Origin of the sequence: Streptomyces sp. NPDC058683 (assembly GCF_042716195.1) — a bacterium.
Classification (GTDB): Bacteria; Actinomycetota; Actinomycetes; order Streptomycetales; family Streptomycetaceae; genus Streptomyces.
This window is the reverse complement of the sequence record NZ_JBHXSK010000016.1, coordinates 186,849-204,988: the sequence shown is the minus strand read 5'-3', so window position 1 is coordinate 204,988 and position 18,140 is coordinate 186,849. Positions and strand designations below refer to the sequence as shown.

19 protein-coding genes and 3 pseudogenes are annotated in these 18,140 nt (G+C 68.4%); 11 read left to right on the top strand and 11 right to left on the bottom strand.

What is annotated here, in order from left to right:
* Positions 1–409: 409 nt before the first annotated feature.
* Both ACFWXC_RS19795 and ACFWXC_RS19790 read right to left on the bottom strand, forming a co-directional pair.
* A pseudogene (locus ACFWXC_RS19795) lies at positions 410–931 on the bottom strand (transposase); the annotation flags it as partial.
* Between the two features lie 42 nt (positions 932–973).
* Positions 974–1,960 carry an oxidoreductase gene (locus ACFWXC_RS19790; RefSeq protein WP_384480377.1) on the bottom strand — a complete coding sequence of 329 codons (987 nt, stop codon included), beginning with the start codon at positions 1,958–1,960 and terminating at the stop codon, positions 974–976.
* Between the two features lie 188 nt (positions 1,961–2,148).
* Here ACFWXC_RS19790 and ACFWXC_RS19785 point away from each other — a divergent pair, with 188 nt between their 5' ends.
* Positions 2,149–2,385: a hypothetical protein gene (locus ACFWXC_RS19785; protein ID WP_384480340.1), complete on the top strand. Its 237-nt coding sequence runs from the start codon at positions 2,149–2,151 to the stop codon at positions 2,383–2,385.
* A 78-nt stretch (positions 2,386–2,463) separates the two neighbouring features.
* Positions 2,464–2,835, top strand: coding sequence for a VOC family protein (locus ACFWXC_RS19780; protein ID WP_384480338.1), 372 nt, complete (start codon positions 2,464–2,466; stop codon positions 2,833–2,835).
* A gap of 45 nt (positions 2,836–2,880) precedes the next feature.
* Here ACFWXC_RS19780 and ACFWXC_RS19775 read toward each other — a convergent pair whose 3' ends face one another.
* Positions 2,881–3,288 carry a LuxR C-terminal-related transcriptional regulator gene (locus ACFWXC_RS19775; protein ID WP_384480336.1) on the bottom strand — a complete coding sequence of 136 codons (408 nt, stop codon included), beginning with the start codon at positions 3,286–3,288 and terminating at the stop codon, positions 2,881–2,883.
* Positions 3,289–3,303: 15 nt separating this feature from the next.
* Here ACFWXC_RS19775 and ACFWXC_RS19770 point away from each other — a divergent pair, with 15 nt between their 5' ends.
* Positions 3,304–3,555 carry a hypothetical protein gene (locus tag ACFWXC_RS19770; RefSeq protein WP_384480334.1) on the top strand — a complete coding sequence of 84 codons (252 nt, stop codon included), beginning with the start codon at positions 3,304–3,306 and terminating at the stop codon, positions 3,553–3,555.
* Here the strand turns inward: ACFWXC_RS19770 and ACFWXC_RS19765 are convergent.
* Complete coding sequence (locus ACFWXC_RS19765) at positions 3,500–4,420, bottom strand: phosphotransferase family protein (RefSeq protein ID WP_384480332.1); 921 nt, start codon at positions 4,418–4,420, stop codon at positions 3,500–3,502. The genes ACFWXC_RS19770 and ACFWXC_RS19765 overlap by 56 nt on opposite strands.
* A 322-nt stretch (positions 4,421–4,742) precedes the next feature.
* Between ACFWXC_RS19765 and ACFWXC_RS19760 the strand changes: the two genes are divergently transcribed.
* The 7 genes and pseudogenes from ACFWXC_RS19760 to ACFWXC_RS19730 all read left to right on the top strand — a co-directional run bounded on the left by ACFWXC_RS19760 (position 4,743) and on the right by ACFWXC_RS19730 (position 10,073).
* Entirely contained in the window at positions 4,743–5,576 is an 834-nt protein-coding gene (locus ACFWXC_RS19760) for a hypothetical protein (RefSeq protein ID WP_384480331.1), read from the top strand.
* Positions 5,577–5,744: 168 nt separating this feature from the next.
* A complete protein-coding gene (locus tag ACFWXC_RS19755) occupies positions 5,745–6,389 on the top strand; it encodes a hypothetical protein (RefSeq protein ID WP_384480328.1) in 645 nt (214 codons plus the stop codon).
* A gap of 239 nt (positions 6,390–6,628) precedes the next feature.
* A complete protein-coding gene (locus ACFWXC_RS19750; RefSeq protein WP_384480327.1) occupies positions 6,629–7,279 on the top strand; it encodes a CatB-related O-acetyltransferase in 651 nt (216 codons plus the stop codon).
* Between the two features lie 361 nt (positions 7,280–7,640).
* Positions 7,641–8,057 (top strand): VOC family protein, encoded by a 417-nt coding sequence (locus ACFWXC_RS19745; protein WP_384480325.1) that lies wholly within the window; start codon positions 7,641–7,643, stop codon positions 8,055–8,057.
* A gap of 64 nt (positions 8,058–8,121) precedes the next feature.
* Positions 8,122–8,307 (top strand): annotated as a pseudogene (locus tag ACFWXC_RS19740) (IS5/IS1182 family transposase); the annotation flags it as partial.
* Between the two features lie 162 nt (positions 8,308–8,469).
* Positions 8,470–9,219, top strand: coding sequence for an SDR family NAD(P)-dependent oxidoreductase (locus ACFWXC_RS19735; protein WP_384480375.1), 750 nt, complete (start codon positions 8,470–8,472; stop codon positions 9,217–9,219).
* Positions 9,220–9,437: 218 nt separating this feature from the next.
* Positions 9,438–10,073 (top strand): TetR/AcrR family transcriptional regulator, encoded by a 636-nt coding sequence (locus ACFWXC_RS19730; protein ID WP_384480323.1) that lies wholly within the window; start codon positions 9,438–9,440, stop codon positions 10,071–10,073.
* Between the two features lie 15 nt (positions 10,074–10,088).
* Here the strand turns inward: ACFWXC_RS19730 and ACFWXC_RS19725 are convergent, their stop codons facing one another.
* The 5 genes and pseudogenes from ACFWXC_RS19725 to ACFWXC_RS19705 form a co-directional block, all read right to left on the bottom strand.
* A complete protein-coding gene (locus ACFWXC_RS19725) occupies positions 10,089–11,099 on the bottom strand; it encodes a zinc-binding dehydrogenase (RefSeq protein ID WP_384480321.1) in 1,011 nt (336 codons plus the stop codon).
* Positions 11,100–11,157: 58 nt separating this feature from the next.
* A pseudogene (locus tag ACFWXC_RS19720) lies at positions 11,158–11,793 on the bottom strand (NADPH-dependent F420 reductase); the annotation flags it as partial.
* Positions 11,794–11,816: 23 nt separating this feature from the next.
* On the bottom strand, positions 11,817–12,791 hold the full coding sequence (locus tag ACFWXC_RS19715; RefSeq protein WP_384480319.1) for a zinc-dependent alcohol dehydrogenase family protein: 975 nt from the start codon (positions 12,789–12,791) through the stop codon (positions 11,817–11,819).
* A gap of 665 nt (positions 12,792–13,456) precedes the next feature.
* Positions 13,457–14,398, bottom strand: a complete 942-nt coding sequence (locus ACFWXC_RS19710; RefSeq protein ID WP_384480317.1) for an alpha/beta fold hydrolase — start codon at positions 14,396–14,398, stop codon at positions 13,457–13,459.
* A gap of 50 nt (positions 14,399–14,448) precedes the next feature.
* The gene (locus ACFWXC_RS19705) at positions 14,449–14,958 is read right to left on the bottom strand and encodes a nuclear transport factor 2 family protein (RefSeq protein ID WP_384480315.1); all 510 of its coding nucleotides are present in this window, start codon (positions 14,956–14,958) and stop codon (positions 14,449–14,451) included.
* A gap of 156 nt (positions 14,959–15,114) precedes the next feature.
* On the opposite strand from ACFWXC_RS19705, the gene ACFWXC_RS19700 reads away from it, so the two are divergent.
* Positions 15,115–15,594: a MarR family winged helix-turn-helix transcriptional regulator gene (locus ACFWXC_RS19700; RefSeq protein WP_384480313.1), complete on the top strand. Its 480-nt coding sequence runs from the start codon at positions 15,115–15,117 to the stop codon at positions 15,592–15,594.
* Positions 15,595–15,943: 349 nt separating this feature from the next.
* Here the strand turns inward: ACFWXC_RS19700 and ACFWXC_RS19695 are convergent, their stop codons facing one another.
* Together ACFWXC_RS19695 and ACFWXC_RS19690 are read right to left on the bottom strand one after the other, a co-directional pair.
* Positions 15,944–16,294 carry a nuclear transport factor 2 family protein gene (locus tag ACFWXC_RS19695; RefSeq protein ID WP_384480311.1) on the bottom strand — a complete coding sequence of 117 codons (351 nt, stop codon included), beginning with the start codon at positions 16,292–16,294 and terminating at the stop codon, positions 15,944–15,946.
* A gap of 698 nt (positions 16,295–16,992) precedes the next feature.
* A complete protein-coding gene (locus tag ACFWXC_RS19690) occupies positions 16,993–17,769 on the bottom strand; it encodes an SDR family NAD(P)-dependent oxidoreductase (protein WP_384480309.1) in 777 nt (258 codons plus the stop codon).
* Positions 17,770–18,140: the final 371 nt, after the last annotated feature.

Here is an 18,140-nt window from a genome sequence, read left to right as displayed (position 1 = left end):
AGACGAGGCACGGCGCCCTGACGCGGCGGGCCGACTTCCGAGCGGCGGCAGCACCGGGATGGTCGACCGCTGTCACGGTGTACTACCGGGTCCCTGACCTCCTGACGTGCGTGGCCGTCGACGCCTTGTGCGGTCCGCAGGTCCGACTGGACAGCCTCGGGTTGGTCGGACAGGTGCCGTCCGAGCTCACCGAGCAGGTTTTCGACTATGTGACCGAGCGTGGCATGAGCCCCACGCTGTCCGTCGAGGGCGACGCGGCATCAGACGAACTCGGCTTCATGCTGCGCGCGCAGCGGGCGGGCGACGTCCTCCTGTCCCGCGCGTTCTTCGCGAAGTTCGAGGGCTGGGCGCACGTGGAGCGTGACGCCGCGCCGGATGGACTCGGCAGTGATCAGGTCGAGCTGGTGGCGGGCACCGTCGACCAGGAAGGCTTCGTGGAGGTCGGCTCTTCGTTCCCGCCGGTCACGGACACGGCCAGCGGGGTTCCACGGCTGTCGACGATCAGGTGGGGTTCGGAGCCGGGGCGGGAGCGGTCGACCGCCGAAGGCCCGACGTGATCCCCCCTTGAGGACTCTGACATGGGAGCCGTCGATCGCACAGTCGTCCATCTCGAGCAGGGCGGTCTTGCGCAGTTCGGCAAGGAGCTCCGCGTGTAGCCGGGGCCGGACACCGGCTTCGGTCCAGTCCCGTAGACGGCGCCAGGCGGTCACGTCCGAGCAGCCCACCACACCAGCAGGGACGTCCCGCCAGGACACCCTTTGCGCAGCACGTAGACAATGCCCGCCAGCGCGACACGATCTCGCACCCAAAGTCGGCCTGGGCGCCGGTGCCTTCGCTTGGGCTGCGGCGGCGGCAGCGGGGCCATGTGCTCCCACAGGTCATCAGGGACAAGAGCATCGGACACCGCGCAGACCCTGCCAACGAGGATCACCGACTGCCCGCCGACACACCGATCTCATTCTGAAACGATCAGCTATCCGAAGGACGCCAAGAGTTCACGCTCTCTGTCCGGGGCGAGTCCCGCGCGGCGTGGCCGATGCAGTCCCTGCTCGCGTTCCCAGCGCAGTGTGTCGGCAAGGAGGTCGATGCGGGAGCGGTGGCGCAGGCCCGCGGTAGTGGCGGCAGATCCGTCGCGCGCTGCCCAGCCCTCCCATCCTGGTTCGACCACCCACATGGGCAGTGAGTCGGCGCCCATGTACTGGGCCACTCCGTGCTCGAGGAGCTGCTGGGACGCCACCGTGATGACTGCTCCGGTGTGTCCGCCGACGCTGCGGGACAGCTCGATCCACTCGGCGAAGGGCATGACCGGGCCAACCGCGTTGTATGTGCCCGTGGTTCGGTGTTCCGCAGTGTCGAGGAGCCAGGACGCCAGGTTGCGCACGTCGATGGTCTGCGTCGGGGCCTTCGGGATGTCGGGGACGAGCAGCGGCGCCTCGGGGGCACGGGCGGCACGGGCGACCCAATAGCCGGAGCGGTCGCTGTGGTCGCCGGGCCCGCCGATGAGTCCGGCGCGCGCGATCAGGAGGCGGTCGGCCAGGACCGTCTGGGTGAGGGTTTCGCAGGCGGACTTGGCCTCGCCGTACCGGTCATGGTCGACCTCTTCATCGTCCGTGGCGGGCAGCAGGGCGGCGGACTCGCCCGCGCCGGGCTCGCCGTGGGAGGCGTATGCGCTGACCGAGGAGACGTAGATCCAGTGACGTGCCCGCGAGCCCAGGGCCGCAACTGCGTTCCGTACGAAGCCGGGTTGCCAGGACACCTCAAGCACAGCGTCCCATTCCCGGCTGGGCAGGGACGCGTACGCGGCGGGGTCGTGCCGATCCGCGGCTACCAGGCGCGCGCCTTCCGCCACGGGCCCGCTGTCGCCACGAGCCAGGCACGTCACGTGGTGGCCGCGGTCGAGGGCCTGCCGGGACACTTCACGCCCCAGCCAAGCCGTACCGCCGAGAACCAGGATCTCCATGCGCTCCATGGCGGAACTCAATCAGCGCGGCCCGATCACGCCAAGAGGCTTCTGCTGTGGGCAGAGCCCGCATCTGCCCATACGTTTTCCAGCGCATCGCCAACGGCTGCGCCCCCGCTGCCCGGCGCACGATTCGTCAGCGTGAACCGTGATCTCCGCCTACGCCTCTGGCAGGGGACGGAGGCACCGTGATCGCAACTCCGCACGACCACTCGATCAAGTGCGTGGCAGCCTCCGCCTACGGGACCCTGGTGGCCACGGGCTCCTACGCGGGAATGGTCGCCGTGTACAGCACCGACTCGGGCGAGTGGACGTACGTGGACAAGCCCACCACCGCCGGTAGCTCGTCCATGCGCTACGACGCCCATACCGGGCGCTTTCCGGCGTCCTCCTACGATGGTTCCGTCTACGCCGTACCGGTGTAGCTCCCACCGCACGTTCGAAGAGCGGCCCGGGCAGTTCCTTCCGGACGGGCGGGTCGCATGGGAAGGAAGACGTACTCCGTGCCGGCATCGCTTCGGATTGAGTTGTTTGTCGACGACCTCGACCGCTTCGCGGACTTCTACTGCCGTGTGCTGGGCTTCACCGTCACCGACGACCGCCGAAGCACCGACTGGCCTTACGTGGCTGTGACCAGGGACGGGGTCCGTATCGGCGCGGTACGACCGTGGAAGGCCGTCGACCGGGACGCCCGCACGGTGCCCACCGGGGTCGAGATCGTGCTGGAGGTCGACGATGTCCTTGCTGACCACGCCCGGGTGTTGGAAGCGGGCTGGCCCGTCACCGACGCACTCCGGCAACAGCCCTGGGGGCTCACAGATTTCCGCGTCCATGACCCGGACGGGTACTTCCTTCGCGTCACGAGCCGGAGTTGACGGCCGGCGGTCCGGCCTCCGGCTCCAGAGGGCCGGACCGTCACGTCAGGCGGATGCGGCTGCCGACGGCCGGACCAGACCGTTGGCGAGCTCCCTCCCGGCCAGCAGATACCCCATCTCAGTGCGGTTCTTGGCACCGAGATCCGACTTGAGACTGGCCACATGTTCCGCCGTGCTCCGCATCGACAGCCCGAGCCGCTTGGCTATCTGCTTGTCCGGGTGACCACTGACCAGCATTCTGATGAGCGCCTTCCGTAACGGAAGGCCCACGTCACCGACGGGCCGGGCGGCACGGATCGACAGCATCCGCGGGTTCGACTGAGACCTCATCGAATGGGAATGGATCAAACTGCGCTTCGACCCGCGCTGCGTGATGACCATGCCCTTGCCCCGGCGCGCACAGATGGGACCGAACCCCAGGCTCATCGAAGACGCATCATGCGCCAAGCTCATGGCGCCAGGCTGACCTTGAACGCCGAGGACCTCAAGCCCTACGGTTCCGGCCGGGCCCGCGAAGCCGGCTGGAAGGCCACCTACTACCCCGTCGAGATGGTCCGCGCGATGGTCGGCGTCTGGCTGTTCGGCGGCTGCCGCGTCGACGAGATCCGTCGCCTCGAACTGGATTGCGTCACCTGGGACCAAGGCACCGACGACGCGGCGGGCTTCACAGTGCGGCGAGGGCCTGATCGGCGCGGTCAAGTGCAGCCTCGACGTCGGTAGCCGACAGGTTACCGATCATCCAGGGAAGGTACTGGACCGGGATCTGCAGGGCGGCCCACCGGTAGCCGAGTTCGGCCGAATCGGCGTCCAGGGAGCTCCCGGTGACCACTTCCCAGGTCTGACGGTAAACGGCGAACCCGTCGGAGTCGAGGGACACCAGGTTGGCCAGGTCAAGCATGGCCGGGCCGACCCGGCAGCTACCCCAGTCGATCAGCCAGGCGTGTTGGCCGTCGATGAGCACGTTGCCGGGGTGGACGTCACCATGCAGCAACGTGGGAGTCAGCCGAGGGAGAGTGCGCCCCACGGCCGGATGATCGGCAACATGGTTGATCAGCACGCCGGCCCGCGTGATGGTGCTCGCGGGATGCCTGCCGCGATGGCGGTCAATCTGCGGCAGGACCCAGTCGTGGCACAACTGCTGCCACCACTGGGAATCCACGCGGGGCATGCCGGCCGGCACGTTCGTCGCACCGTGGAAGTGGGCATGCAAGCGTGCCAGCGAATCGAAGAGGTTGGCGGGCACCGGGGCGTCCCGGTCTGGCAGGGGCGAGCCCTGCAGGAAGGGGCTGATGAGCCATGTCCCCTCCGCGCTCTCGCCCCAGGCGATCAACTCCGGAACGGCGGTTGCGGCGGGCCGGATCGCCTGCACCGCTTCCAGCCCGCCCGCCTCATGCGGGTAGGCGCGCTTGCGCACCACCTGGACCTCCTGGATGCGCTCTCCGCCGGCCAGGTGCAGCGTGATCCGCTCCACCAGGCCGGACACCGCGCCGCCGGGCATGGGATCCATGGTGCAGCGCTCAAGACGCGCTCCTGTCGTCTCGGACACCCACGCCAGCAGGGCGGGCGGCAGAGCGAGGCCGGTCACGGTACGCGCCCCGCTTCGCGCGGCGCTCGATGCCTACCAAGCACCATCGGAGTATCGCGGACTGCCGGACGCGTCAGCATCTGCTTTTCTTCCTGCCCCCGCAAGACCCGGATTCGTGGACCTGCTGAACCGTGGCTCGGGCGGAGTGGGAGTCCCGCGAAGGAGTGGGGAGTTTCCCCCGGGATCGCGGTACGTCGGTCTGGAGAGCTGCTCGGTAGGTGTCGCCTCATCGAGCTTTCTGTCACTTGAAGACCTGGCGTGCGTGGATGAGTGCTGGGGGCCACGTCCGACCGCTGCACGCGGCCCGCTAGCATCCCTTCGCATGACGAGGCGGGGGTGGCGACTGGGTGCCGTGGCGGTGCTGGCGGCGGTCTGTGTCTCCGGTCCCGGGGGCCCGGAGGTCATCCGTGCGGTGTCGGACCTCGGCCCGCTACCGGCCGACCGCTACGACTACACGTCGCAGGACTACCAGCGATCGCAGCGGGCATCGGCGTTGCTGGTCCGGCAGTGCATGGCGGAGCGCGGCCACCGGGACTTCCCGCTCGACCCGCGCTATCCCAGCGACCCCATCGTCGCCACCGCGGTCAGCACCGACTACGGCGTCCTGGATCTCGCCACCGCCCGCCGCTGGGGTTACGGCTGGGATCCGGCCAAGTCCCTGGCCTTCCGGCCGAAGGGCCGCCGGATGACCAACGCCGAGTACGCGGACTTCGCCGCCTGCAACGCCGAGGCGAGCCGGCGGCTGCTGCGCGGCATCGACGTCAAGCGGGACTGGCTCTACGCAATTACACGGGCGGTCGAGGTCGACAAGGCGGTCAAGCGCGACCCGCGCCTCCGCGCGGCTTGGGACGTGTGGTCCCGCTGTGTGGCAGCACAAGGATTCAAGCGCTATTCCGACCCCGTCGCGGCGTACACGGACACCGCCTGGCAACGGGGCAGTGACGGCAACACCCGGCATACGCAGCGGGAGCGGGCCACCGCCGTCGCGGACGTGACCTGCAAGCGCCGCCACCATACGGCCGAGCTCTGGCACGCTGCACGGGCGGAGCAGCAGGCCGTGGACATCACACGGCACCGCGACCGCTACGCCGCCGGGCTGCGGGCCCTGCGGACCTACCGGGCCAGCATCGCCTCGGTGCTGCAGAAGCTCGGCTAGGGGGCACCGACGTATCACTGCGAGTCCTGCGAGAGCTTGTCCTGTCTCACTGAAGTCTGGTCACGTGTCCTCAAGGTTTGAGCGAGTACGCCCACCCACATGAGTATGCGTACTCACGTGCACGGGGAGGCTTGACCGGAGACTGTGCGCATGAGACGAATATCTGCTTTGACCAGCATGTTCGCCCGCTCTGCGCGCCGCCCGCGGCTCACCCTCGTGATAACAGCACTTGCTGCGCTGACACTTGGCGCGTGCGGCACCGAGAGGACGAACGCCGGCGGAGAGCAGACCAAGCCCGCAGAGGCCGTCGGAAGCCGGCCCGACGCGGCCTTCACAGCGATGCTGGACAAGATCGCGCAGTCGTGTCCCCCGAGCGCCCCGCCAGAGGCGCTGCCGAGCGGTCCGCCAGAGGCGCTGCCGACCGGTCCGGCGCAAACACTGTCCGATGGGGTGGAGACACCGCCGAGCGACGCGATCGAGCCCGTCGCCCCCACGGCGGGTCCGGAAGTGGAGTTGAACGCTCGCGACTGGTGCGCGGGCAACCTTCATGAGGTGCGCATCACCCAGGCGGTCTGGGGGCTGGAGGAACCCACCCCCACCAAGGTCAGGGCGATCCTGAACGACCTCGGCTATGTCGACGAGCGCATCCACGACCTCAAGCAGTCCGGTGCGACCACGCGGTTCTTCCTTGACCTGCGTGACAAGGGTGGACGGCTGTGCTTGGAGGGCTCGGCAGCCGGCGAGAAGACCGTGGTCGACAAGTGTGTAGCCCCCGCGACCGGCCCCTTCACGGCTGGAGAGCGGAAGCAGTGACCACCAGCTCGGTGTTGTCGGCGTACGTTGCCGCGGCCCTGAACCGCGTACTCAACCTTCAGCGAGACAGAATGCAATCCGTCAGGCTCCGCTGAGATCGAAAGATCGAGGTCAACCGGCAGCACACTGCGAGAAGCACTCTCGACCTGGTTCGGACACCCGCCTGCGGGCGAGGTAGTAGACCAGCGACCGGCCACCGGCCACACACTGACGACCCGCGATCGATGAGGAATCTCCCCGTGCCTGTGCCTGCCGACCCGACCGTCCTCCACCCGATGCCCGAACAGCCGCGGGTGGTGCTGCTCAAACCCCTGGTGAAGTCCCCGCTGATCGAGGTCGGCGCGTACTCCTACTACGACGACCCGGACGATGCGACCGCCTTCGAGACACGCAACGTGCTCTACCACTACGGACCCGAGAAGCTGGTCATCGGCAAGTTCTGCGCGCTCGGCACGGGCGTGCGGTTCCTCATGAACGGCGCCAACCACCGTATGGACGGCCCCTCGACCTTCCCCTTTCCCACCATGGGCGGTTCCTGGTCGGAGCACTTCGACCTGCTCACCGACCTCCCCAACCGCGGGGACACCGTCGTCGGCAACGACGTCTGGTTCGGCCACGGCGCGACGGTCATGCCCGGCGTACGGATCGGGCACGGCGCGATCATCGCCGCCGGCGCCGTGGTCACCGGCGACGTTCCCGACTACGCGATCGTCGGCGGCAACCCCGCCCGCATCATCCGATCCCGCTACAACGACGAGGACATCTCCCGGCTTCTGGCGTTGGCGTGGTGGGACTGGCCCGTCGAGCACATCACCGAACACGTACGGACGATCATGTCCGGCAGCGTCGACGAACTGCAGAACGCGGCACCCACGCTCCCGCACGGGTGATCCATCGCGTGCCCCCAGAGTTCCCCTCGCGGAAGGGCCACCAGCATGCCTGCTGCAACCGACCACACGCCGTTCGCCCTGATGAGCCGGCGCATCCTACGGTTCCTGGTCGAACGCTGCGGCTTCACCGTCCTGGCCTTCGAGTACGGCTGCAGCGAAGGCTTCCTCCTCGGCGCCTGGGCCCAGGGCAGGGAGCGGATGACGACCTTTCTGCCCGCCTCGCAGCAGCGATCCCCGTTGGACTCGGGGACCCACTGCGTTTCATACGCCGGCACAACCGCACTGCCACACCACCGGTCCTCGACGCGTTCGCCGGCATCATCAGCACTCCTGCCTTCACCGTCACCGACCTGGAGGAGTCATGACCAGTAGGTTCACCGAATTGGTTGTCGACTGCCATGATCCGGAGCTGCTCGCGGCCTTCTGGTGCGAGGTCCTGGACTTCAAGGTGATCGACCGGAGCGCGGGCAAGGTCGAGATCGGTTCCTGGGAGCCGACCGTCGAGGAGGTCCGGGCCGGCCAGATGCCGCCCACTCTGGTGTTCATCCGGGTGCCCGAGGGCAAGTCTGTGAAGAACCGGCTCCACCTCGACGTGAGTCCGATCGACGCCAGTACGGACGACGAGGTGGCCAGGCTGCTCGGCCTCGGCGCCGCCAAGGTGGAAGCGGGCCAGGACCCCGCCCGGAGTTGGGTGGTCATGGCCGACCCTGAGGGCAACGAGTTCGATGTCCTGCGCACCCTGGCACCGTCCAGCTACCTGATCGGTCCGACGGACTAGACGTCATTTCAGTTGGCGTGATCTTGCGGCAGCCCGGGGTGATGACCGTGCGCTTGTCGAACGGTTGGCGCCGGAAGGTCTGTGGGAGTTGTTCCAGCGGGTGGCTTCGCCGGCTCCGGAACGCCCGCAGGGCGGAGGACATCGTCGGCGAGGGGACCGCGAGGTGCCGGCCGCGATCACCTTCGTGGCCACCTCGGGTTGCACCTGGATGAACCAGGTTCCCGGGGCCCTCCGGTTGCAGCGCTCCACTCAGGGTTCTTTACTGATAGGTACAAATCTGTCTAAACCGTGCGGTCCGTGAGGTAGGACGCCTGAGGTCTCCGCCGTCCGTGAGGGTGTAGTTGCCGCGTGCCGGCGCGTTGGGCCTTCAGCCGGTCTCTGGGCGAGTTGCCGCAAGGGAGATGTGGACATCATGGGACAGCTTGATGGCAAGATCAGCCTGGTGACTGGCGGCTCGACCGGGATCGGTCTGGCCATAGCCCGTCGGTTCGTCGCCGAGGGCGCCACCGTGTACCTCACAGGCCGGCGCAAAACCGAACTCGATGCGGCTGTGGAAACCCTCGGGGGACGGACCATCGGCATACAGAGTGATGTTTCGGATCTCGACGCCCTGGATCACCTGTTCGCGACGATCCAGGGCGGCAGCGGACGCCTGGATGTCGTTGTCGCCAACGCCGGTGGCGGCGAGCTGGCGCGGCTGGGGGAGATCACCGAGGAGCAGTACCGCTCGACCTTCGACATCAACGTCAAGGGGACGATCTTCACAGTCCAGAAGGCACTCCCGTTGCTGCCGGACGGGGCCTCGGTCATCGTGCTCTCGTCCACCAACGCGTCGATGGGCGTCCAGGCCATGACGGTCTACAGTGCCACCAAGGCGGCCATCCGCAACCTGGCCCGCACCTGGGCCGCCGAACTCGCGGGGCGCGGCATCCGGGTCAACGCCCTCAGCCCGGGACCGATAGAGACCCCGGGCATCCGCAGTCTGGGCAGCCCGGCAAAGGGCGAACAGCAACTGGCGGACCGTCTCGCGGACGAGATTCCCCTCGGCAGGATAGGACGCCCCGACGAAGTCGCCGCCACGGCCGTCTTTCTCGCGTCTGACCAGAGCTCCTTCACCACGGGAGCCGAACTCTTCGTCGACGGCGGTCTTGTCCAGGTCTGAATACGGTCGCCGTATGTCGGCGTAGCCGCGCAGAGGGACGGGAAGTCGGCTTGGCCCGCCGGCCGGCGGAGGTTTTTCAATGGGGTTTTCTATGGCGACCGCGGGGCGGGCAGCACGAGTGCGGCCGTTCGGGAGAGCCCGCGTCGAAGGCGGCGAAACAGGCCCGTACTGTCCTGTCTTCGTCCCGCAATGCCCCGTACGCGGCGTACAGTTTTCTCATGTCCCGGCCTCGGCAGTTTGACGACGAGGAGGTTGTTCGGGCTGCTCGCGACCAGTTCTGGTCCCACGGTTACGACCGAACCTCCATCGACGATCTGAGCGCCGTCACGGGCTTGGGGCGCGGAAGCCTGTACGGGGCCTTCGGAGACAAACACGCCCTGTTCCTGCAGGCTCTGGACAGCTACAACAGTGACGCGATCGGAGCCTGGCGTTCGGCTCTGCGCGGTCCGGGACCGGCCCTCCCGCAGCTGGAACGCCTCGTACGCGACGTCTCCGAAGCGATCAGCAGGGACGTGGAGCGGCGCGGCTGCATGATGGCCAGGAGCGCCACGGAACTCGCCGCGGTCGACAAGACCGTCGCCGAGCGGACTGCTGCCACCGTCCGCGGAATGCACAGCGAGCTGTCGGACTGCCTTGCCCGGGCCCAGGAGGAGGGCTCGCTGGATGCCGGTGCGGACACGGACGGGCTCGCAAGCCTGCTCCTCGCTGTGCTGCGGGGACTGGAGGCCCTGGGCAGGGCGGGAGCCGCGGCGGAGGTTGTCATCGGGGCTGCCGAGCAGGCCTTGGCCCTTCTTCCCCGCGTGTCCACGAACGAGCCGGCGCCGGATCGGCTGAAGGGCCGCTCAGCGCCGTGACCCGTTCCGGGTCCATCAATACCAGGGGCGGATGAGGACGGTGCCGACCTTGCCGGGCCGTTGCGCGTGTTCCACGGCCTGAGCCAGGTCACCGAGACCATAGGTGGCGGCTACGTCGAACTGGTCCTTGGCCGCTGTCGCGATCATCTTCGCGGCGGCGACATCGGATACCTGCCTGTCGAGCGGGGTGTCCGACATCCAGTAGCCGATGCTCCTGCCGCGCAGCGTCAGCGACTTGTGCAGCAGAGTCGACGCGGGCAGCGAGATCGGTTCTGCGGCCATCTGCCCGTAGCAGACGAGTGTTCCGCCCGGCGTCAGCAGGTCCACAAGGCTCTCGGCGAGTTTCCCGCCGATCGGATCGAGCGCCACGCTCAGCGGGCGGTCGCCGACCGCGCCGCGGACGTCATCGGCCCACCCTGCATGCTCCGTCGCCACCACCGGCACGTCCGGAAAGCGACGCCGCAGTTCCGCGGCACCGCGTTCGCTGCGGACGACGTTGACGAGCGAGATGTCGTGGGCCAGGCTCACGGCCGTCAGCAGCCGGCCGACCGACGAGCCTGCGGCGGTCTGCAGCAGCACCCCGTCGTACCCGATGGACGCGTGCGCCTCGGCCTCGCGGCGCAGCATGACGGCGGTGATCGGGTTCACCAGCATCTGCGCGGCGACCTCGTCCGGCACCCCTGCCGGTACGGCGACCACCGCCCGGGCGGCCGCCATGATCCACTGGGACCAGGCGCCCGGGTGCGGGAAGACCGTCACTCGCGCGCCGGGTTCGACCCCCGGTGCCACCGGGGTACCCGGGCCGATGGCCTCCACCACGCCGGTGGCCTCGACACCGGCCGGGACCGGTTGTCCGCTGTCTCCTGGATACGCCTCGACGGCCTGGAGATCACCAGGGTGCACCGGGAACGCGGTGGCACGGACGAGTACTTGACCGGTCTGCGGTGCTCCCGGCTCCGGCTCCTCGATGACGGTCAGGACGTCGACGGGCGACCCGCCGCGGGTGTAGACGACACGACGGCTCATGACGCTCCTCCTGTGTGTGCTCCGCGTGCGTGCCCGGGGGTGAGCCAGGTCTGGTTCGTCAGCCGGCATCCTGAAGGAGGAAGTGCCGTGCGCTGAGAGGGCCGTCGAGTTGCATCAGCCGCCCGCCCTCCCGCAGACCTCCAAGGTCCAGGCCCGCGAACCCGAACTGATCCAGCAAAGCAGCCACGGTCGCCTTCGCGGCGGCGTCGTCGCCCGCGTAGAAGACCACCTGACGGCCATCCTCGTGCTGGGGGTCCGCGGCGATGAAAGCGGCGAACAGGCTGTTGAACGCCTTCACGATCCGCGCGCCGGGCAGGCGCTCGGCGACCCACTCGCTGCCCGTGAGGTCACCGACGTCGTACCGGCCCCTCCAGGGGTTGGCCGCCGCGAACTGGTTCGTCGTGTCGACGACCGTCTTCCCGGACCAGTCGGTGAGGCTGGTCAGGTCCGGCACCGCGGAGAACGGCACCGCGAGGAAGACGAGGTCCGGCTGCGCCGCCTCCTCGGCCGTCACCGCGTGGGCCTTCGGCCCCAACTGCTCCACGACTGCCTTGAGTGTCTCCGGGCCCCGGCTGTTGCCGACGAGTACCTCATGTCCGTGACGGACGGCCTTGTCGGCGACGGCCCGGCCGATCTCTCCCGCGCCGAGAATGCCGATAGTGCTCTGTGCGGCCATGCTGCCCATCCTTGATCGTGTGTCGGCGGTCGTGCCGGCGCCTACGTGCGATGCGGGTTGAAGTCCAGGAGGACCTTGCCCTGCTCCCGGAAATACGCGAGCGCCTCGGGAAAATCCGCTGCCTGGTAGACGGGCGCGGAGGGCAGGACGAGTCGTTCCTCGGCGACCAGCCGCGCGGACTCCGCGTTCAGAGCCGGAAGCCGGGGAAGAAACTCGTCCTGGTACATCCAGAATTCCGTCGTGGTGATGTTCTTCGTCCTCAGCACGTCAGGATCGGGCGTGAACGGCCGGCCGCTCAGATACCCGTAGATCGCCAGCAGGGCGCCGTCGGTCAGTACGTCCAGCAACAGTGCAGTCGCCGTACCGCTGACACCGTCAAGGCCGAGCAGCACCGGATCGGAGCCGATGGCTTCCCGCACGCGCGCGCCGGCGTCCGCCGAGTCGACGACCACGATGTCGGCGCCGAGATCACGGAGTTCGCTCACGAGTTCCGTGCGGCGCACGACGTTGATCGTGCGCAGCCCTCGTTCCTTGGCGAACACGATGACAGACCGGCCCACCCCGCTGTTGGCCGCGTTCTGCACCACCCAGGAACCGGCCGGCAGGTCACGCAGGCCGACCAGGAGCCCCGCGCTGACGGGATTGATGGTGAGCATCGCTGCCTGTTCAAGACTGATGGACTTGTCCACGACGGTCAGGTCTGCTGCCTCGGCCACCACCCGCTCGGACCAGGAAAAGACGCCGAAGGGAAGCAGGACCCTCTCGCCGGGACTGACCTCCGTGACGCCGGGCCCTACGGACACGACCGTCCCGACTCCCTCGTTTCCGATAGCCGTGGGCAGCTCAGGGCGTACGGGGTAGATGCCTTGCGCCAGGAGAAGGTCGTGGTGGTCGAGCGGGGCGTACTCGACCTGGACCAGCGCCTGTCCGGCGGTGGGAGCCGGGGGCTCGGGCACGTCCACGACCTTCAGGCTCTTCTCCGGCTCCCCGAACTGGGTGAGGTGGATGGCGAGCATGGGACACGACTCCTTGCTTCGTCGCTTCCTCGAAAGGCGAGACATCGCTTCGGATGCCGACGGCCCGGGCTCCGAGGGTTTCCACGACGGAATCCGGCTCGGTTCTGCTCCGGCCCGTGAGGTGCACGGTGGAGCCCCCGGCGACGAACCGACGGGCTACGGCCGGACCGATCCCGGTCGAGCAGCCACCGAACTGACCTTGCCGTCAAGCTGTCCCAGGACGTCCACTTCTTCCACGACGTGGCTCACCCGGAGACCTGCAGAGAGCACAGCACGCCGACACGTGGCAACCCATGCCCGTCCACCTTGTGACGCCGCACGGTTCATCGAGATTTGTACCTACTAGTAAAGAACCCGAACCGGGGCACTGCAACCGGAGGCACTGCAACCGGAGAGGCACTCGCCCTGCCCGGTCTCGCAGCTGTCTGAACAGAGCGTGGCCCTGTACTCCTTCTGCCGCATCACCGCCCCGCCGATTGACGAAGCTACGACTGATCGGCCGCCCCCGCTGCTCCCCGCGTTGTCGCTCCGCTCACCCCGATCGGCGTCGGTGTCCCTTGTCGCGCAGGCCGCCCGATGTGAGCGGCGGGAGGCGGGAAGGGTGCCGGCGTGGGTCCTGGTGCGTGTTGTGGATCCGTCGGGTGCCGTGGAGGTGCGGTTGGTGCTCAGGCCGCTGGGGTGGCGAAGAAGGCGGTGAGCCTGTGCGCGGTCCAGGCGGGGTTGTCGGCGGCGTAGGCGTGGCCGCTGTCGGGGACGAGGTCGGCGCGGACGTCGTCGGCGACCTGGCGGACGCCTTCGAGGAGCGGTGTTTGGGGCAGGCCCAGGGCGGCGTTGAGGACGAGGACGGGCATGGGCAGTCTGGTGGTGGTGGCCGCGCGGATGGCTCGGCCGTCCTCCAGCAGGGTGGCGTAGTGCTGGAATCCGCCGCGCATGCCGCCGGGGGCGGTGTAGTGCCGGAGGAACTCGGCGCGGTCGACGTCGGTGAGGCCCCCGGCGGGGGAGCCCATGGCCCAGGCGGGGGTGAGGTACGCGGCTTCCTTGCCGGCGGTGAGCAGTTCGGCGATGTCGAGTTGCATGTGGAAGCCGAAATGCCAGTAGCCGCCGGTGGCCGGGTTCATGAGTTCTTCGAGTCCGAAGCCTGGCAGTACCGACTCGGAGAGGACGAGTCGGCGGACCTCGCGGGGGTGGGCGGTGGCATAGGCGTGAGCGACCATGGCGCCGATGTCCATGCCGACCAGGTTGATGCCGGTGGGGCCGGTGTCGTTGCGGCCGGTGCCTGCCGGGTCGAGCGTTCTCACGAGCTGGTGGAGATCCTCGGCGACGTCGTTCTTGGCGTAGCCGCTGTCGGGCTTGCCGGAATCGCCGGTGCCGCGCAGGTCGGGAGCGACGACGGTGAAACCGGCTGTGGCGAGGAGCGGCATCAGACGGCGCCACACCGCCCAGGTGTACGGCCAGCCGTGCAGGAGAACGACCGGTGGTCCCTCGCCGCCGACCACGTAGTGCAGGCGTGTGCCGTTCACGTCGGCGTACCGGTGGAAGAAACCGTCCATGCCCGATGCCGGGCCTTCGGCGCGCGGAGCGACGACCGGGGAACCGTGCGCTGTCATCTGTCTGTCCTTCTGTCCTTGGCGAAGAGGGCGGCTTCTTCCACCGACGGTCAGGCCGCGCTCGTGTCGGCCGCCGCGTAGCGGGCGGCTGCCTCGGTGGGGGCGTTCAGGTTGCCTTCGGACCAGCCGATGCCCTGGACGAGGCGCTCGATGCGCCAGCCCTGTGCGGTGCGGCGCATGTGGTTCGTGTAGGTGCCGCGCATGAGGAAGAAGTCCCCGCCTTCGGCCCCCTCCAGGTAGTGCTGGGCGTACATGTACGAGTGGCAGACGGCGCGGTCGGGGTCGTTCTCGTCGAACTCGATGACGTGGTTCGGGCTCAGGTGCTGACGGGCCGTGAATCCGGAGAGGCCGCCGCGGGCGAAGTGGACGAAGTCGTCGCGGGCGAAGTCGTTCGCCGGCATGCCCGCGGCGGAGAAGTCGATGTGCACCGGGTCGGTGAAGCAGGTGGCGTACAGGTCCCAGTCCGCGCGGTCGATCGCGACGGCGTAGCGGATGACGGTGTCACTGATCGCGGTGCGGTCTTCGAGCCGGCGGATACGGGATTCGAGGTCGGAAGTCATGGCCGTTCCTTGCGTGAGGGTGCGCCTGGTGGACGCCTTGCGCGGCCAAACATACGACCTGGGATCATCCGAAGCAAGACGATCCGAAACAAGAAGATCCTGTTCTGGATCATATTATGGTGGATGGACGACCCAGGGATCTCAGGATGGTGACGCGTGGCCCCCACCGATCGGCGGACAGTGCCGGATGAGGCGTGTGCGCTCACCGATGACCCTTCGACCGCGGATCTCACCTGGCTGACGCACCGGGCGGCAGCCGCGCTCGGTGACGTCTTCGACGCGGTGTGCCGGGAGGCGGGCCTCGCGGACATGCGGGACTGGCTGGTCCTCGCACTGGTGGGCGAGGCGGGCCAGCGCACTCAGTCGGAGATCGGCGCCCAGCTCGGCATCGACAAGACGACGCTGGTCTCCCTGCTGGACCGACTGGAGCGGGAGGGACTGATCGTCCGCACCTTCTCCGCACGTGATCGCCGGGTCCGCATCCCGGAGGCGACCGCCGCCGGGCTCACCCTGCACGACAAGGTGGCCGCGGCGCGCGATGAGGCGATCCAGCAGCGGCTGGCAGCCATCCCGGATGCCCAGCAGGCGCTCCTGAGGTCGATGCTGTGGAGCATCGCCATGGGCCCACATCAGTAGGGTGTTCTCGGCAACGTGACGGTTGCAGACGGCACCGGGACCGGCCGAGCAGGCCGAACACGTGCTGTTTGGGGAACAACCTGCCGGACCCGCTGGGGGAGACGGGCAGGAGCCCGCCGCCCGACACGGCGTGAACGATGCGGTCTGAACCGCGGCCCCAAGAGCGCTTACCGACGAGGTTGGCGAGAACGCGGCTTCGCACGTCGGCCGGCATCTGGGCGGGCGCCGGTCGGCCGACGCGGACGTTCCGTGGCAGCGGCACCGCCCATTGCCATGGGCTCCATCCCTCCATCTCGCCCTGACCTGCCCGGCGTCCGGCCTGAACGGTGCCCTGGGAGACTCCGATGTCCTACTCGACGGGATCCAGGTAGAAGTTCGCCTGCGCGGCCCGGTCACCCTCGACGCGCACGATGACCACACCCCGCAGCAGCTGGGGTGTGCCCTCGACCGTGGTACCGGTCATCTCCCACTCGCTCCAGATGACATCGCCGTCCCGGACGGACCGCAGTACGCGCGCTTCGATGTCCGGCACGCGGGTGAAGAGGCCGGCCCAGTTCTCACGTACTACGTCCTGTCCCACGAAACTGCGCGCCGGGTGGGTCGGCATGTCGCAGCGGTAGTCCTCCGTGAAGCAGGAGACGAGCGCTTCGAGATCGTGCGTGGAGATCGCCTTCTGCAGGTCGCCGAGGAACGCAGACACGCAACTTCCTTTCGTTCGGGCAGGTTTGGCAGGGGGAGTCCCGTGTGGCAAAGGGCAGATCGCCAGTCCACTTACCCTGACAGTGGCGTTATAGCGACCGCAACTGCACACGGCGTCGAGGATCTGGCCGGGCGAGGGCTGACGCTTCCGGTCCGCCAGGCGCGAGAGCGTCGGGACTCCCGTTCAGAGTCGCCACCTGGCGCAGCGTCAGTCCGGTGGGTCGGCGCGCGCGAAGGTGTCGCAAGAGCTTGAGGCGGTCTCGTCCTCGTCCCACCACGACATCGCCGCCTTCACCGCCCCCGACGTCTGGCGGCCGAACAGACCCTGTCCGCGGGGCCGCAGGGTGGGTTCGGTACATCGACATCCTCAACTCGCTTGCTGGTCAAGGCCGTTGCGGGCACGCCGCTTCCGTCGGTTTCCCGACCTCCGGGTCGAGGCCTGAGCCGTCGGAAGAAGGTTTCCTCGGCAGCGAACTTTTCCGCGTCGGGACGCACCGTGGGGCGGGCGAGCTCCGGATCCCACGGCAGTCAGTCGCGGCCGGCGACGGCCGGGTCTCGCGCCGCCCGTCACTCGGGAGGTGAGCCCATGACCGCTGATCGTCAGGGACTCGGCCGGACGCACAGGTCACGAAGGTGATTATCAGCAGGTCCATGGACCAGCACCCCCGACTGCGGCGATCCGCCTCGCATGTCACCGAGTCATGCGATGTGCGGGTTGCCGTTCGATGCGCCGAGTCCGCCGTCGACGCGGATATGGGCCCCGTTCACGTAACTCGCCGCCGGACTCGCCAGGAACGTGATGACGGAAGCCGCCTCGGCAGGCTCGCCGAAGCGCTGCATGGGGACACGGTTGAGCGCGGCGGCGACGATCGCGTCGTTCTGCAGGAATCCCGCGGTCATGTCACTGGAGATCATGCTGGGGTGGACGGCGTTGACCCGGACGCCTTCCGCGCCGTGGTCGAGCGCCATCGCGTTGGTCAGGTTGGTCACCGCGCCCTTGGCGGCGTCGTAGGCGGCCAGGCCCCAGTCACCGCCGAGCCCGGATGCCGAACCGACATTGACGATGCTGCCGCCCACGGCACGCAGGTGCGGAAGTGCGGCCCTGGAGGCGAAGAAGACTCCGTCGACATCGGTGGACATGACGCGTCGCCAGCCCGTCGCGTCGATGTCGGACACGGTGCCCAACGGCTCGCAGGTCGCGGCATTGTTGACCAGAGTGTCCAACCGGCCGTGGTCCTGGGCCACGGCGTCCACCAGCCCGGTGATCTCCTCCTCGTCCGAGACGTCACCGACCCGGGCGATCAGCGTCGATCCCGTTGGCGCGTCGGCCATCACCTTGTCCAGCTTTGCCTGCGTCCGACCGATGATGACCACCGTGGCGCCCTCGGCGGCGAAGCGGTGAGCGGTGGCCGCGCCGATGCCCGATCCGCCGCCGGTGACGATGACGACCTTGCCCGTGAACGTGTCCTCAGCCATAGAGAATCTCCAACTCCTCATGTATTACCTGGTGGTGTCGCCCGCGCGACTTCACGCGCGGACAGTGCGCGCGCTCCGCCCGGTCCTGCCGAGAACCGCCCCTGCGCACTGCACGCGCCTGGCGCAAGCGGTATGACGCCCCTCGTGCCGACAGCCGAGCGGCCGGAATACGGTTGGCTCACGAGGCTCTCCTCCTGTGCGTCTGCTGGTGTATCTGCCGTGCGGGAGCGGGCGGTTGGCCCTGTCTCGAACCCTAGGAAGATCGGCCCGGCACAGGCTTGAACCAGGGCGCCAGGCGGACAGAACATCGGCGCCAGACAGCGCGGGGCTACGAAGGCGGACGGCCTCTGCGCTTCGAGACGGTGCCGGAC